16 protein-coding genes are annotated in these 14,065 nt (G+C 61.6%); 6 read left to right on the top strand and 10 right to left on the bottom strand.

The window, feature by feature from the left end; all coding sequences use genetic code 11:
* Positions 1-129: 129 nt before the first annotated feature.
* The 5 genes from AC3RCM_RS03890 to rplU all read right to left on the bottom strand — a co-directional run bounded on the left by AC3RCM_RS03890 (position 130) and on the right by rplU (position 3,817).
* Positions 130-591, bottom strand: coding sequence for a CreA family protein (locus AC3RCM_RS03890; protein WP_010951941.1), 462 nt, complete (start codon positions 589-591; stop codon positions 130-132).
* A complete protein-coding gene (gene proB, locus AC3RCM_RS03885) occupies positions 588-1,706 on the bottom strand; it encodes a glutamate 5-kinase (protein ID WP_003247458.1) in 1,119 nt (372 codons plus the stop codon). Before proB ends, AC3RCM_RS03890 begins: the two co-directional genes overlap by 4 nt.
* 85 nt (positions 1,707-1,791) lie before the next feature.
* Complete coding sequence (gene cgtA, locus AC3RCM_RS03880; RefSeq protein ID WP_003247460.1) at positions 1,792-3,018, bottom strand: Obg family GTPase CgtA; 1,227 nt, start codon at positions 3,016-3,018, stop codon at positions 1,792-1,794.
* A 188-nt stretch (positions 3,019-3,206) separates the two neighbouring features.
* Positions 3,207-3,464 carry a 50S ribosomal protein L27 gene (gene rpmA, locus AC3RCM_RS03875; protein ID WP_003247464.1) on the bottom strand — a complete coding sequence of 86 codons (258 nt, stop codon included), beginning with the start codon at positions 3,462-3,464 and terminating at the stop codon, positions 3,207-3,209.
* Positions 3,465-3,502: 38 nt separating this feature from the next.
* Positions 3,503-3,817 carry a 50S ribosomal protein L21 gene (gene rplU, locus AC3RCM_RS03870; protein WP_003247466.1) on the bottom strand — a complete coding sequence of 105 codons (315 nt, stop codon included), beginning with the start codon at positions 3,815-3,817 and terminating at the stop codon, positions 3,503-3,505.
* A gap of 244 nt (positions 3,818-4,061) precedes the next feature.
* Here rplU and AC3RCM_RS03865 point away from each other — a divergent pair, with 244 nt between their 5' ends.
* The 3 genes from AC3RCM_RS03865 to AC3RCM_RS03855 all read left to right on the top strand — a co-directional run bounded on the left by AC3RCM_RS03865 (position 4,062) and on the right by AC3RCM_RS03855 (position 5,861).
* Positions 4,062-5,030 carry a polyprenyl synthetase family protein gene (locus AC3RCM_RS03865; protein ID WP_010951940.1) on the top strand — a complete coding sequence of 323 codons (969 nt, stop codon included), beginning with the start codon at positions 4,062-4,064 and terminating at the stop codon, positions 5,028-5,030.
* Positions 5,031-5,190: 160 nt separating this feature from the next.
* Positions 5,191-5,532 (top strand): zinc ribbon domain-containing protein YjdM, encoded by a 342-nt coding sequence (locus tag AC3RCM_RS03860; protein WP_010951939.1) that lies wholly within the window; start codon positions 5,191-5,193, stop codon positions 5,530-5,532.
* An 83-nt stretch (positions 5,533-5,615) separates the two neighbouring features.
* Positions 5,616-5,861 carry a PA4570 family protein gene (locus tag AC3RCM_RS03855; RefSeq protein WP_010951938.1) on the top strand — a complete coding sequence of 82 codons (246 nt, stop codon included), beginning with the start codon at positions 5,616-5,618 and terminating at the stop codon, positions 5,859-5,861.
* 26 nt (positions 5,862-5,887) lie between these two features.
* Here the strand turns inward: AC3RCM_RS03855 and bamJ are convergent, their stop codons facing one another.
* From bamJ to AC3RCM_RS03830, 5 genes are all read right to left on the bottom strand, one after another.
* Positions 5,888-6,505 carry a BamJ family beta-barrel-assembly machinery protein gene (gene bamJ / locus AC3RCM_RS03850; protein ID WP_003247482.1) on the bottom strand — a complete coding sequence of 206 codons (618 nt, stop codon included), beginning with the start codon at positions 6,503-6,505 and terminating at the stop codon, positions 5,888-5,890.
* A gap of 85 nt (positions 6,506-6,590) precedes the next feature.
* Complete coding sequence (locus AC3RCM_RS03845) at positions 6,591-6,896, bottom strand: DUF6482 family protein (protein WP_014589631.1); 306 nt, start codon at positions 6,894-6,896, stop codon at positions 6,591-6,593.
* 259 nt (positions 6,897-7,155) lie between these two features.
* Entirely contained in the window at positions 7,156-7,644 is a 489-nt protein-coding gene (locus tag AC3RCM_RS03840; protein WP_003247486.1) for a TIGR00645 family protein, read from the bottom strand.
* A gap of 183 nt (positions 7,645-7,827) precedes the next feature.
* Positions 7,828-8,166: a PA4575 family protein gene (locus AC3RCM_RS03835; protein WP_010951936.1), complete on the bottom strand. Its 339-nt coding sequence runs from the start codon at positions 8,164-8,166 to the stop codon at positions 7,828-7,830.
* A gap of 162 nt (positions 8,167-8,328) precedes the next feature.
* Entirely contained in the window at positions 8,329-10,767 is a 2,439-nt protein-coding gene (locus AC3RCM_RS03830; RefSeq protein ID WP_004575710.1) for a Lon protease family protein, read from the bottom strand.
* Positions 10,768-11,017: 250 nt separating this feature from the next.
* Between AC3RCM_RS03830 and AC3RCM_RS03825 the strand changes: the two genes are divergently transcribed.
* The 3 genes from AC3RCM_RS03825 to AC3RCM_RS03815 all read left to right on the top strand — a co-directional run bounded on the left by AC3RCM_RS03825 (position 11,018) and on the right by AC3RCM_RS03815 (position 14,005).
* Positions 11,018-11,506 (top strand): DUF3015 domain-containing protein, encoded by a 489-nt coding sequence (locus tag AC3RCM_RS03825; protein ID WP_003247492.1) that lies wholly within the window; start codon positions 11,018-11,020, stop codon positions 11,504-11,506.
* Positions 11,507-11,577: 71 nt separating this feature from the next.
* Entirely contained in the window at positions 11,578-13,431 is a 1,854-nt protein-coding gene (locus AC3RCM_RS03820; RefSeq protein WP_064491213.1) for an Lnb N-terminal periplasmic domain-containing protein, read from the top strand.
* Positions 13,432-13,648: 217 nt separating this feature from the next.
* Complete coding sequence (locus tag AC3RCM_RS03815) at positions 13,649-14,005, top strand: lipoprotein (protein ID WP_003247495.1); 357 nt, start codon at positions 13,649-13,651, stop codon at positions 14,003-14,005.
* Positions 14,006-14,065 lie beyond the last annotated feature (60 nt).

Here is a 14,065-nt window from a genome sequence, read left to right as displayed (position 1 = left end):
GCGGGTGGAAATTGGCCAGCAGGTCCGGCCCTTTCGCGGGTGAACCCGCTCCTACGACGACCTGCGCCCAACCACCGATGCGTACGACGGCCTGTGTCCAACCACCGATGCGTATGCAGGAGCGGGCTATCAATGAGCCCAAGGCAGGATCGGAATGGCAGTCACCGCATTCTGCGGGCTGCCTTCGATCATGCGGTCGCTGTACACCAGGTACACCAGCGTGTTGCGCTTCTTGTCGAGAAAACGCACCACCTGCATGGTCTTGAACACCAGCGAGGTGCGTTCCTTGAACACTTCCTCGCCATCCTTGAGCTCACCCTTGAAGTTGATCGGCCCGACCTGACGACAGGCAATCGATGCCTCCGCCCGGTCCTCGGCCAGCCCCAAGCCCCCCTTCACCCCGCCAGTCTTGGCCCGGGAGAGGTAGCACGTCACGCCCTCTACCTTAGGGTCATCGAACGCCTCGACCACAATGCGGTCGTTCGGCCCGACGAACTTGAACACGGTGGACACCTGGCCGACCTCTTCGGCGCCGGCCAACATCGGCAGCACGCACGCTGCCACAGCGATTACGTTCTTCAGCAGGCTCATACCAGCACCAGGTTGTCGCGGTGTACAAGTTCCGGCTCGGCGCTATAGCCAAGGATCGACTCGATGGCTTCGGACGACTGACCAATGATCTTCTGCGCCTCCAGGGCGCTGTAGTTGGCCAGGCCGCGAGCCACTTCAACACCGTCCGGGCCGACGCACACCACCATCTCGCCACGACGGAAGCTGCCCTGCACAGTCTTCACGCCAACCGGCAGCAAGCTCTTGTTGGCCTGACGCAGCGCTTGCACGGCACCAGCATCCAGCACCAGGGTGCCACGGGTTTGCAGGTGACCGGCCAACCACTGCTTGCGCGCCGCGAGCATGCCGCGCTCGGGCGACAGCAAGGTGCCCAGGCGCTCGCCCGCCTTCAGGCGGTCCAGCACGCGCTCGATGCGGCCACCGATAATGATGGTGTGAGCACCGGAACGGGCAGCCAGGCGCGCCGCACGCAGCTTGGTCTGCATGCCGCCACGGCCCAGGGCACCACCGGTACCACCGGCCACGGCATCCAGTGAGGGGTCGTCGGCGCGGGCTTCGTAGATCAACTGCGCTTCGGGGTTGTTGCGCGGGTCGGCATCGAACATACCATCGCGGTCGGTGAGGATCACCAGCAGGTCGGCCTCGACCAGGTTGGCCACCAGCGCCGCCAGGGTGTCGTTGTCGCCGAAGCGGATCTCGTCGGTGACCACGGTGTCGTTTTCGTTGATCACCGGCACCACGCCCAGATCGACCAAGGTGCGCAGGGTGCTGCGGGCATTCAGGTAACGCTTGCGGTCGGACAGGTCGTCATGGGTCAACAGGATCTGCGCGGTGTGCTTCCCGTGCTCCCCGAAGCTCGACTCCCAGGCCTGCACCAGACGCATCTGGCCGAGCGAGGCAGCCGCCTGCAGCTCGTTCATCGCACTCGGTCGCTTGGTCCAGCCCAGCTGGCTCATGCCGGCAGCCACGGCCCCGGAGGAGACCAGTACCAACTCCACGCCTGCCTCACGCAGCGCGACCATCTGCTCGACCCAAACGGCCATTGCACCGCGGTCGAGGCCCTTGCCATCGGCGGTCAGCAGAGCACTGCCAATCTTAACGACCCAGCGCTTGGCGCCCGTCACCTTGCTTCGCATCTTCTTCCAACCTATGTCGAATCTGTAGATACCGTGGATACAAAAACGCCGCTCCAGAGAGCGGCGTTTAGTGTACTGCAACCGATCAGTCGCGCACGTAAATGATTTCCGGACCGTCTTCGTCGTCCTCGAAATCATCGTCCCAACCATCGTCGTCGCCGATGTCATGCACGCTCTTGACGCCGGTACGACGCAGGGTACGGGCGTCGTCCAGGGCCTGCAGCTGGGCACGGGCTTCGTCTTCGATACGCTGGTCAAGGTCGGCCAGCTCTTCGGCGTAGGCCGGGTCGTTGGCCAGGCGGTCGGCGCGGTCTTCGAGGTAACGCATCAGGTCGTGGCTGAGCTTGTCGGTGCCCTGCTTGGAAATAGCCGAGATCACGTAGACCGGGCCTTCCCACTCCAGACGGTCGATCACTTCCTGCACACGCTCGTCGCGCTCGTCGTCCATGACCATATCGGCCTTGTTCAGCACCAGCCAGCGCTCACGCTCGGCCAGCGACGGGCTGAAGCGGGTCAGCTCGTTGACGATGACTTCGGCGGCATCGGCCGGGCTGCTTTCGTCCAGCGGCGCGATGTCCACCAGGTGCAGCAGCACGCGCGTACGCGCCAAGTGCTTGAGGAAGCGGATACCCAGGCCGGCACCTTCGGAAGCGCCTTCGATCAGGCCGGGGATGTCGGCGATGACGAAGCTCTTCCAGCGGTCGACGCTGACCACGCCCAGGTTTGGCACCAGGGTAGTGAACGGGTAGTCGGCGACTTTCGGCTTGGCAGCCGAGACCGAACGGATGAAGGTACTCTTGCCGGCGTTCGGCAAGCCCAGGAGGCCGACGTCGGCCAACACCTTCATTTCCATCTTCAGGTCACGCTGCTCACCCGGTTTGCCTGGGGTGGTCTGGCGCGGTGCACGGTTGGTGCTCGACTTGAAACGGGTGTTGCCCAGCCCGTGCCAGCCACCTTGCGCGACCATCAGCTTCTGGCCGGGGGTGACCAGGTCACCGATCACTTCCTGCGTGGAAGCATCGATCACGGTGGTGCCGACCGGCACGCGCAGGAACAGGTCTTCACCCTTCTTGCCGGTGCAGTCGGTGCTACCGCCGTTGGAGCCACGCTGGGCTTCATGGTGACGGGTGTAGCGGTAGTCGACCAGGGTGTTCAGGTTTTCGTCGGCAATCATGTACACCGAGCCGCCGTCACCACCGTCACCGCCGTTAGGGCCGCCGTTCTCGATGAACTTCTCGCGACGGAAGCTCATGCAACCGTTGCCACCGTCACCGGCCTTGACCCGAATGGATACTTCGTCAACAAACTTCATTAAAACCGCCTCTCGTCGGCAGACGAGCTGAATGACTCAAAAACATGAGGCTCTTGCAAAAATGAGCGCGGCGGCCCCGTACGACCGTAGAAACCAACGCCGGCAACCCAGACAAACAGCTTTGCAAGAGGCTCACCACAAACGAAAAAGCCCCGTCGCATGACGGGGCTTCTGGAGCGACGTCGCGATTAAGCGGCGACGATGCTCACGTAACGGCGCATGAACTCGCCTTTCTTCTCGAACTTGATCACGCCTTCGATCTTGGCGAACAAGGTGTGGTCCTTGCCCATGCCAACGCCGTAGCCAGCGTGGAATTCGGTACCGCGCTGACGGACGATGATGTTGCCTGGCTTGATAACCTGGCCGCCATACATCTTCACGCCAAGGCGTTTCGATTCTGAGTCGCGACCGTTACGAGTACTACCACCAGCCTTCTTGTGAGCCATGGTTCAATTCTCCAAATAAATTCAGGGGATCTAGGGGATTAAGCCTGGATGCCGGTGATTTTGATCTCGGTGAACCACTGGCGGTGGCCCATACGCTTCATGTGGTGCTTACGACGACGGAACTTGATGATGCGAACCTTGTCGTGGCGGCCTTGCGAAACGACTTCGGCCACTACTTTAGCGCCAGCAACAACTGGAGCACCGATGGTGACTTCTTCACCGTTGGCGACCAGCAGAACGCGATCGAAGGTCACGGATTCGCCAGTGGCGACTTCCAGTTTTTCGATCTTGAGGAATTCACCTTCAGCGACTTTGTACTGCTTGCCGCCGGTAACGATTACTGCGTAAGACATGGTATTTCTCCGATAATCCTGCTCACCCAGCGCTTTATATGATGAGTATTGGCTGGCATGGCTGCACAGGGCTGGAACGGCCCGGCGCAATTGCGTAAGGCAGGTGCTGCCCAGGAAGTTAGGGTGCGCGATTGTACGCAACCGCGGTTTTGCTTGCAAGTGCCGCCCCCGGCCTGCGGGCACCGCGCCTTGACACACCGGGACCCGCGACCTAGCATGCCGCGCAACCTCACTGGAGCAGCCGATGCAACCCCAAACCTTCTACCGCGCGGTGGCTGATGATTTCAGCGCCGTCGACGAGATCATCAAGAAGCAGCTGACCTCGCGCGTGCCGCTGGTATCGAAGATCGGCGACTATATCACGTCCGCCGGTGGCAAGCGCCTGCGTCCCCTGCTGGTACTGCTGTGTGGCAAGGCCCTGGGCCGCGAAGGCGACGACCTGCGCCTGCTGGCCGCCACCATCGAATTCCTGCACACCGCCACCCTGCTGCACGACGACGTGGTCGACATGTCCGGCATGCGCCGTGGCCGCTCTACCGCCAATGCCCTTTGGGGCAACGCGCCGAGCGTACTGGTGGGCGACTTCCTTTATTCGCGCTCGTTCGAAATGATGGTCGAGCTGGGCTCGATGCCGGTCATGCAGATCCTGTCCAAGGCCACCCGGGTGATTGCCGAAGGTGAAGTGCTGCAACTGTCGCGCGTACGCGACGCCAGCACCACCGAGGAAGTCTACATGGAGGTCATTCGCGGCAAGACGGCGATGCTGTTCGAAGCTTCTACCCACAGTGCTGCGGCGCTGGCCCAGGCCACCGACGAGCAGCGCGAAGCCCTGCGTACCTTTGGCGACCATCTGGGCGTGGCCTTCCAGCTGGTCGACGACCTGCTGGACTACAAGGGTGACTCGCAGACCCTGGGCAAGAACGTCGGTGACGACCTGGCCGAAGGCAAACCTACCCTGCCGCTGATCTACACCATGCGCGAAGGCACTGCCGAGCAGGCGGCGCTGGTACGCCAGGCGATCCAGAAGGGTGGCCTGGAAGATCTGGAACAGATTCGCGTTGCGGTCGAAGAATCGGGCGCACTGAAATACACCGCCGAGCTGGCGCGCGATTACGTGAAACGCGCCATCGCCTGCCTCGAAGTGCTGCCTGCCAGTGAATACCGGGATGCGCTGGTTGAACTGAGCGAGTTTGCGGTCGCGCGTACGCACTGACAGACCGAGTCGACTTCATTCGCGGGCAAGCCCGCTCCTGCACCATCTGTGGGGAGCGCGCTTGCCCGTGGTGCTTTTTGTCCGGACATAATCACTTCCGGAAAAATACCTTTTACAATGTGGGCTTTTAACCGCCCGTCTGTTTGTTTGAGGAACCGAAGTGAGCACTCTGCCACCCTGCCCGAAATGCAACTCCGAATACACCTATGAGGATGGCACTCAGCTTATCTGCCCTGAATGCGCCCATGAGTGGTCGGCCAGCGGCGATGCCGAGGCGGCCAGCGACGATGTGGTGAAGAAAGATTCGGTCGGCAACATCCTGCAAGACGGTGACACCGTCACTGTGATCAAGGACCTCAAGGTCAAGGGTTCGTCCCTGGTGGTCAAGGTTGGCACCAAGGTCAAGAACATCCGCCTGTGCGACGGCGACCACGACATCGACTGCAAAATCGACGGCATCGGCGCCATGAAGCTGAAGTCCGAGTTCGTCCGCAAAGTCTGATCAGGCAAAAAACGCCAATTGGCGCTTGCTATTCTGGTAATAGGAATTATTCTCATTGGAATTGCCGTCCAAGGAGAATAGCCATGACTTATCTGATCGACGCCTGGCTGGAACGCCCTCACCCCTACCTGCGCATTCTTCATCGGGAAACCGGCGAAGTGTGCGCGGTGCTTGAAGAAGAAGCCCTCGACGAACTGCGTGACCAAGGTGACCTGGACATGAGCGGGCTGAATTCGAGTGAACCGGGGGTGCTCAAGGAACTGGTACGGAATCTGTTTCTATTCTGCTATGCGCGGGCATTGCGCCCTGGGGGGACAGACTGGAATTGAGGCCGGCAGGGCCGGCCTCCAGGGCATTACAGAACGTCGAGCAGCTCGACGTCGAACACCAGAACGCTGTGCGGCGGGATGCTGCCAACGCCTTGGGCGCCGTAAGCCAGCTCGCTTGGCACGTACAGGCGCCATTTGCTGCCAGCGTTCATCAGCTGCAGGGCTTCGGTCCAGCCAGCGATCACGCCGCCTACCGGGAATTCAGCCGGCTGGCCACGCTCGTAGGAGCTGTCGAACACGGTGCCGTCGATCAGGGTGCCGTGGTAGTGCGTACGCACGTTGTCTTCGCGGGTCGGCTTGGCGCCTTCACCAGCGGTCAGCACTTCGAACTGCAAGCCCGAAGCCAGCGTGGTGATACCTTCACGCTTGGCGTTCTCGACCAGGAACTCCTTGCCAGCAGCAGCAGCGGCTTCGGCCTTGGCTGCAGCTTCGGCTTGCATCACCTCGCGGATGACCTTGAAGCTGGCCGACAGGTCGGCTTCGCTGACACGGCTGTCGGCACCGTTGAAGGCGTCGGTCAGGCCGGCCAGGATGGCTTCCAGGCTAACGCCTGGTGGCGGGTTGTCGCGCAGCTGGCCGCCCAGCTGACGGCCGATACCGTAGCTGACGCGCGTTTCGTCGGTAGACAGGTTGAGTTCGGACATTGTCGTGCTCCACTGCAGGGCGCAATGCAGCCGCGCCCTTGATAAAAAGGGCGAGCAGCCTAGCACACTGGGGCGCTGCGAGCAGCTACCAGGCCGAACGCTGGGAAATCGGCACCTTCAGGTCTTCTTCCGGGTGCGTACCCATGCCGCACATTTCGTCCTGCACCGACCAGTGCACCAGGTTCATCGAGACCATGGGGATGGTTTGCAGCAACTTGCGCGCATCCTCCACCGAGTGCACGCGCAAGCGTTCACCACGGGTATCGGACAGGGGGTGAGGATGGCCTTTGACCCGGGCCTCGAGCAGGTAGTCACCGCCTTCGATGGCGATCAGGTTCAGTTCGTCGACATGGCCAGCCCTGGCCTCGGTATTGAGCTGATGCAGGTTCATGAGAGCACCTCGCGATGGGAACCACGCATGAGAGCTCATTTTTTGTACAGGAAGGGAGAATGCGCAAGGCATGACTGACGCCACTCGTCAGTTGAGCCTCGATATCTGTGGAAGCGGGCGTGCCCGCGAAGCAGGCCACGCGGTGGCTGGCACCGGCTTTGCCGGTGTTCGCGGGCAAGCCCCACAGGGATCACGCCAGCTTTCAGAAATTGAGCAAGACAGTTGCTCCCACAGGAGTTGCAGTGAGGCCTGGCGGGACTCAGTGCTTGGTCAGCTTGTCCAGGTAACCCATGCAGAACGCCGAGACCACGAAGGTCATGTGGATGATCACGTACCACATCAGGTAATCGGTGGAGATGTTCTGCGCATCCATGAACACCCGCAGCAGGTGAATGGAGGAAATCGCCACGATCGACGCGGCAACCTTCATCTTCAGCGACGAGGAATCCATCTTGCCCAGCCAGTTGAGCTTTTCCTTGCTTTCATCGATGTCCAGTTGCGAGACGAAGTTCTCGTAGCCGGAAATCATCACCATCACCAGCAGGCCACCAACCAGCGACATGTCGATCAGTGACAGGATCACCAGGATCAGGTCAGCTTCGCTCAACGCAAAGACATTGGGCAGGACGTGGACCACTTCCTGGAAGAATTTCAGCGCCAGGGCCAGCAGGCCGAGGGACAAGCCGAAGTAGATCGGTGCGAGCAGCCAGCGCGAGGCATACATCGCGTTTTCGAGGATACGTTCCATGAAGTTCAGGACTCATCAGGTGACTAAAAAAGCGACGGCGAGTATAGCCAGCCACCTGTTACAGCAAAAGCCCGGGGGCTGCTCCGCAGCCTGATCGCGACACAAGGCCACACTCCCACAGCAAGCCGATGCTGTTGGAGCGGCCTTGTGTCGCGATGGGCCGCAAAGCGGCCCCGGCATTCTTCAGGTCTCAGGATGAAACTGGTAATCCCCCAGGTTGCGACACCGCTCACCATTGATCCGCCGCAACTGCGCCTGCAAATGCAGACACCAGATCTGCGGGTCATCGGCCACCTGATAACCATGCATGGTCAGGCTGTCGACGATGGCATTGAGCACCGACTCGGCCACCAGTGGCCCATGAAACGGGCCCTGCGCCTTGATCGCGGAGGGTTGTTCACCGGCCATGCCGGCGGCGAACAGCAGGGTCCACATGCCGTTATCCCCGGCCAGTGGACGAATGCTGCATTCGATACGGGTCACCAGGCCCAGGCACTGGCGTGTGAGGCTGAGGTTGCGCATGGCCGCGTCCCCTCCAATGAGCCTTGTTCAGCCCGAAACCCTCAGGCTGTTTCCATCCTGAACGCTGTACCGTCCTTAAGTTCCAGCATAGAGGAACCGCTCAGAAAGATGGAAAACTGGCGCTGAACGGTAGCACATCGCCGTCAGCGCCAGTTTATTGACTCAAGCCGGTTTGGCCTGGGCAATCACCTCTTCCAGGCGTTCCTTTTCTGCCTTCTCGATGTCTTCCTCGCTGATCATCTCGGCAATTTCACGCAGGCGCTCCACCACTCGGGCATTGACGCTGCCCTCGGTGAACAGCCCCTTGTCGTCGAGTACCCCGGCCTCCTCGCCCACCAGCAGGCTCAGCGCCTCATCAGCCTGGCTGACCGCGTAGACGTGGAACATGCCGTTCTCCACCGCCTGCAACACGCGCTCGTCAAGCATCAGGGTGGCGACGTTGGCACGCGGAATGATCACCCCCTGCTCGCCGGTCAGGCCACGCGCCTCGCAAAGGCGGAAGAAGCCCTCGATCTTCTCGTTCACTCCACCCACCGCCTGCACTTCACCAAACTGGTTGATGGAGCCTGTGATGGCGAAGCACTGCTTGAGCGGCGTGCGCGACAAGGCCGAGATCAGCGTGCAGGCTTCGCCCAGCGAGGCGCTGTCGCCGTCCACGTAGCCGTAGGACTGCTCCAGGGCGATGCTCGCGGAGATCGCCAGCGGGAACTCCTGGGCATAGCGGCTGCCCAGGTAACCGGTGAGGATCATCACCCCTTTGGAGTGGATCGGCTGGCCAAGGTTGACCTCACGCTCGATATCGACAATACCGCTGCCGCCCGGGTAGACGGTGGCCGAAATACGCGCGGGCATGCCGAACGCCGAGTCACCCACTTCAAGCACGGTCAGCCCGTTGCACTTGCCGATGGCCGCGCCTTCCGTGTCGATCAGGATGATGCCGGCGAGCATGTCGTCCAGCACCCGTTGCGACACACGGCCGGTACGGGTGGCCTTGGCCTTCAGCGCACGCTCGATGTGGCCTGCGTCGGTCATTTCGTCACTGGCCAGCTGGCGAATGAAATCAGCCTCGCTGACCAGCTGGAACAGGTCGCCGATACGCGCCGACAGGCGCGACTGGTTTTCAGCCAGACGAGCACTGTAGGTGGCCAGACGCGCCACCGCGTCACTGGTCAGCGGCGCCATGCCCTCTTCGTTGGTGCGGGTGCGCAACAGCTGGGCGAACTGCTCCAGGTTCTCGTCGACCATCGGCATGTCTTCATCGAAGTCCACCAGCACGCGGAACATCTCCTGGAAGTCCGGGTCGTGGTCCTGCAGTGCGTAGTACAGCTGGCGCGAGCCGATGATCACCAGCTTGACGTTCAGCGGAATCACCTGCGGCTGCAGGCTGACAGTGGCAACACGGCCCAGCTCACCGATCGGCGACTCCATCTTCAACTTGCGCGACTGCAGCGCACGCTTGAGCGCGTCCCATACGAACGGCTCACCCAGCATTTTCTCGGCTTCCAGAATCAGGAAGCCGCCGTTGGCACGGTGCAGCGCGCCTGGGCGCAGTTGGCGATAGGAGGTATACAGCGCACCTTGGTCGGTGCTGTATTCGATACGGCCAAACAGGTTGTCGTAGGTCGGGTGTGGCTCGAACACCACCGGCGCACCACCGTCAGCGTGATGGCCCACCACCAGGCTGGGCGCGTACTGCTCTTCGAGCAGCTTGCGGGCCACGGCGTCGGACTTGCTGTCATCGACCAGTTGCTCGACCAGCGTACGCAACAGGTTCAACTGCACCGATTGCAGGTAGGCGCAAACCGCCGCGTTTTCGGCGTACTTCTCCGACAGCGGCGCCAGCAACGGCTGCAGCGCCAGGGTGATGGTTTCTTCGTTGAGCTGGCGCAGCTGGTTGTTCGATTCGCGCTTCCATTGCGGCAGGCTGGCCAGCTCTTCGTTGAGGCGCTCCTCAAGCAGGGCAATGTCCTCGTGGAACTGCTCGCGCACCTCTTCGGGCAATTGGGCAAACTCTGCTTCATCCAGCGCCTTGCCATCCGCCATCGGCGTGAAGGCGACGTTGCTGGCATCGCGGTACAAGGCCACGTCCTTTTCCAGCGACGCGCGCTCGATCACATCCAGAGCGCGGTCATAACGCTGGTTGAAAGCGCGGTCGATGGCGCCCTTCTTCTGCTGGTAGGACGGGTGTTCGAACACCGCCGGGAACGTCGACAGCAGGTTGTCGATCAATCCGCCCATGTCGCTGATGAACTCGGCGGCGCTTCCGGACGGCAGCTCCAGTGCACGTGGTTCACGGGTGTCGTCGAAGTGGTTGACGTAGACCCAGTCGGCCGGGGTCTGCTGGCGCTTGCCCTCGGCCTTGAGGTAGCGCTTGACGAACGAGAAGCGCCCGGTGCCGGGCTCGCCCATCACATACACATTGTAACCAGGACGCGGCATGGCCACGCCAAACTGCAGGGCCTCGACAGCACGTTCCTGGCCCAGAACTCCGCGAAACGGCTCCAGATCGTCGGTATGGGTAAAAGCAAACTGCTCGGGGGAGAAACGCCGGGTCAGGGCTTCAGGCGCAAGACGCAGGCGCGCAGCGACAGGATCGGGCATTGGGTTTCCTTACTTCGGCGGGGCAGATACGCAGCATTCTGGCGCTGCCCGCGCGCGCCTTGCAAGGCTCCACGGGACTTTATGTCGCAGCCGGTGCAGTCTTGTGACAGCAAATTTTTCGCAATCAACAACGCAACCTTTAGATCGTGCCTAAACTCCAAGCTGCGCGGGTGGGTGAAAAGCTTTCCCGACCTGGCAACCGAGTTGCCAGAAACCCTGACCCTTGGTTAAGACAAAGAGAACAAATGCTATGAAACGGATTCTTCTGGGTACTCTGTTCACCGTGGTCTCGCTGAACGCCATGGCCGAAGCGCCGGGCGGCCCGAACTGCGGCTGGGGCAACATGCTGTTCGAAGGCCAGCGCGGCACGCCGGCACACTTCCTGGCTTCTACCACCAACGGCACCTCCGGTAACGCCACCTTCGGCATGACCTCCGGCACCAACGGCTGCTCGACCAAGGCTTCGCTGACCTACGGCGGCAAGTCCTGGTTCGCCATGAACGGCATGATGAACGAGCTTTCCGAAGACATGGCCATGGGCCAGGGCGAAGCACTGACCACCTATGCCGTCGTTCTCGGCGTAGCACCGGAGGACCGCAGCTACTTCAACTCGGTCACCCACCAGCACTTCAACCAGATCTTCAGCAGCGCCGACGTCACTGCCGAAACTGTCCACAGCAACACCCTGGCCGTTCTGAAGAGCGACCCACGCCTGGCCAAATACGCTACCGAGGCCTAAGCACAGCTGCTCCCGCCCCACCCGGGGCGGGTTTCGCCTTTTTCGGCATCGTCAAGAAGTAGTTGCCCGATATGCTCAAACGCCTCACTGCCCTGGCGCTGTGTGCCTGCGCCCCTGTTCATGCCGCTCCCCTGCTGGATCCAGGCCGTCTCCAGCAATTGGCCAATACCCCCTACTGGCTCGCCATTGGACATTACGAAACCGCCAAGCTCGGCGGCTGGCGCAGCTATGTGGATGATGATGCGTTCTTCCTCGCCGAAGATGGCGCGCACCATCCGGACCAGGAACTCAAGGCTACGGTCGATGCGCTGTATGCCCCGGCCAGCCTCGGTGACAAGCACGCCCAGTGCGTATTCCCCGCGCGCACCCGCTGGCTGCGCGAACAGCTCGACCTGCAAGACTTGCCACAACCGGACTGCCAGGAATTCAAGACCTGGTACCAGTCGATCGACCCGCACAGCGCCGCGTTGATCTTCCCGGCAGCCTACCTGAACAGCCCGTCGTCGATGTTCGGACACACCCTGCTGCGCATCGACCAGTCCAACACCCGCAGCGACGACACCACGCTGCTGAGCTACGCCATCAACTTCGGTGCCTATATCGAAGGCAGCGACAACAGCATCCTGTACGCCTGGAAAGGCCTGATGGGCGGCTACCCGGGGCTGTTCGCGCTGATGCCCTACCAGGAAAAACTCTCCGAATACCGCAGCCTGGAAAACCGCGACCTGTGGGAATACCAGCTGGACCTGACCCCCGAAGAAACCGGACGTATGGTCGAGCATGTGTGGGAGCTGAAGCAGATCCAGTTCGACTACTTCTTCTTCGACGAAAACTGCTCGTATCGCCTGCTGGAGCTGCTGCAAGTGGCCCGGCCGAGCCTGGACCTGACGTCTCAGTTCCCGCTGACCGCCATTCCCACCGACACGGTGAAAGCCGTGAAGCAGTCCGGCCTGGTCGCCAGCGAAACTTACCGCCCTTCTCGCGAACGTGAATTGCTGGCCAGGGCCGAGCCACTCGACCACGACGAAAAGCGCCAGGTGCTGGCTGTAAGCGCCGACACTGCGCAACTGCAAAGCCCAGAATTCCAGGCCCTGCCTCGCGAACGCCAAGCGTTGGTGCAAGATGCCGCGTATCGCCTTGAGCGGTATCGGGCCAATGGCCAGGAACGCGACCCAGGGCAGGCCAAACGCAGCTTCGAGTTGCTGCGGGCGATCAACAGCAACCCGCCGCCGCCCCTGCAGATCGAGCGCCCCGGCCTGCCCGAAGATGGCCATGACTCGCGCACCTGGCAACTGGGCGTGGGCACCCGTGAAGACCGCGCCTACGCCGAATATGGCTTGCGCATGGCCTACCACGACCTGAATGACAACGCCTATGGCTTCCCCCTGGGCGCACAGATCGAAATCCTGCAATTGAAGCTGCGCCAGTACGAAGGCAACGATTGGCAGGTGCAGCGCCTGGACCTGGCCACCATCCGTTCACTGACACCCCGTAACGAGCTGCTCAAGCCTTGGTCATGGCAAGTGGCCGGCGGGCTGGAGCGGGTGCCGGGCAAGCATGATGACGAAGTGCTGGTGAGCCATGTGAATGGCGGCGCTGGCGGCACCTGGCAGCTGGCCGACGGTTTGCTGGGGTTTGCCTTGGGCACGGTGCGGGTCGAGCATCACAACGACTTCGCTCAGTTCATTGCCCCGGCGGCTGGCTTCAATGGCGGGCTGCTGTGGCGCAATGGGCTAGGCAACATGACGTTGGAGGCCAAGGGCGATTACTTCACCAACGGCGAAGTACGTCGCAGTGTAAGCCTGAACCAGCAGTGGGAGATCAGCCAGAACCTTGGGCTTCGGTTGAGTGCCTCGCGGGAGTTCAGCCACCTGGCTACGGCGCAAAACGAGGTGATGCTGGAGCTGAAGTGGTATCACTACTGAGGCCGCTCTGCGGCCTTTCGCGGGCACGCCCGCTCCCACAAGGCTCCCCACAAGATCAGAGGCCTGTGCAAGTACCTGTGGGAGCGGGCTTGCCCGCGAATTGGCCAGTCAGGCTAGTAAAGCAGTGTGACTGAACCAACTCTTTGACACTGTTTTGACACCTACCCGACAAACCGCCACCTAGACTTCCCATCATCAACTGGAGGGCTTTGTGGCTATGTCGCGGTACTGGTTCGGCGTGTGCATTGCGTTGTTGCTGTCGGGTTGCGAAACCACCCACGAGCAGATGGTCAACCACGGTTACCCTCCTGCCTATGCGGATGGCTTCCAGGACGGCTGCAGCAGTGGCCGCCAGGCGGCCGGGCTGATGGTGGGCAACTTCCGCAAGAACGTACCGCGCTACCTGCACGAGCGCCAGTACGAAACCGGCTGGGACGATGGCTTCCGCCAGTGTCATGCCATGCAGAACAGCGAAGAACAGCGCCAATACCACGAGCGCTTCTGGGACCAGCGTGACCGCGAGTGGGAGCAGGAAAAGGACCGCGGCGCTGCCAAGGCCTATCGCCACAATTGAGTCGCAAACGGACATTCCTTTAAACCGGCGGCCTGCCATGATGGTCTCATGCACAAGGAG

This window comes from Pseudomonas sp. GW823-FHT05G12 (assembly GCF_058795575.1).
This window is presented reverse-complemented; position numbering and strand designations above follow the sequence as displayed.

What these genes read in the sequence shown, in the direction of transcription:
- AC3RCM_RS03890 (WP_010951941.1), bottom strand. Translation starts at nt 591, where the DNA reads ATGAGCCTGCTGAAGAACGTAATCGCTGTGGCAGCGTGCGTGCTGCCG.
- proB (WP_003247458.1), bottom strand. Translation starts at nt 1,706, where the DNA reads ATGCGAAGCAAGGTGACGGGCGCCAAGCGCTGGGTCGTTAAGATTGGC.
- cgtA (WP_003247460.1), bottom strand. Translation starts at nt 3,018, where the DNA reads ATGAAGTTTGTTGACGAAGTATCCATTCGGGTCAAGGCCGGTGACGGT.
- rpmA (WP_003247464.1), bottom strand. Translation starts at nt 3,464, where the DNA reads ATGGCTCACAAGAAGGCTGGTGGTAGTACTCGTAACGGTCGCGACTCA.
- rplU (WP_003247466.1), bottom strand. Translation starts at nt 3,817, where the DNA reads ATGTCTTACGCAGTAATCGTTACCGGCGGCAAGCAGTACAAAGTCGCT.
- AC3RCM_RS03865 (WP_010951940.1), top strand. Translation starts at nt 4,062, where the DNA reads ATGCAACCCCAAACCTTCTACCGCGCGGTGGCTGATGATTTCAGCGCC.
- AC3RCM_RS03855 (WP_010951938.1), top strand. Translation starts at nt 5,616, where the DNA reads ATGACTTATCTGATCGACGCCTGGCTGGAACGCCCTCACCCCTACCTG.
- bamJ (WP_003247482.1), bottom strand. Translation starts at nt 6,505, where the DNA reads ATGTCCGAACTCAACCTGTCTACCGACGAAACGCGCGTCAGCTACGGT.
- AC3RCM_RS03845 (WP_014589631.1), bottom strand. Translation starts at nt 6,896, where the DNA reads ATGAACCTGCATCAGCTCAATACCGAGGCCAGGGCTGGCCATGTCGAC.
- AC3RCM_RS03840 (WP_003247486.1), bottom strand. Translation starts at nt 7,644, where the DNA reads ATGGAACGTATCCTCGAAAACGCGATGTATGCCTCGCGCTGGCTGCTC.
- AC3RCM_RS03835 (WP_010951936.1), bottom strand. Translation starts at nt 8,166, where the DNA reads ATGCGCAACCTCAGCCTCACACGCCAGTGCCTGGGCCTGGTGACCCGT.
- AC3RCM_RS03830 (WP_004575710.1), bottom strand. Translation starts at nt 10,767, where the DNA reads ATGCCCGATCCTGTCGCTGCGCGCCTGCGTCTTGCGCCTGAAGCCCTG.
- AC3RCM_RS03825 (WP_003247492.1), top strand. Translation starts at nt 11,018, where the DNA reads ATGAAACGGATTCTTCTGGGTACTCTGTTCACCGTGGTCTCGCTGAAC.
- AC3RCM_RS03820 (WP_064491213.1), top strand. Translation starts at nt 11,578, where the DNA reads ATGCTCAAACGCCTCACTGCCCTGGCGCTGTGTGCCTGCGCCCCTGTT.
- AC3RCM_RS03815 (WP_003247495.1), top strand. Translation starts at nt 13,649, where the DNA reads ATGTCGCGGTACTGGTTCGGCGTGTGCATTGCGTTGTTGCTGTCGGGT.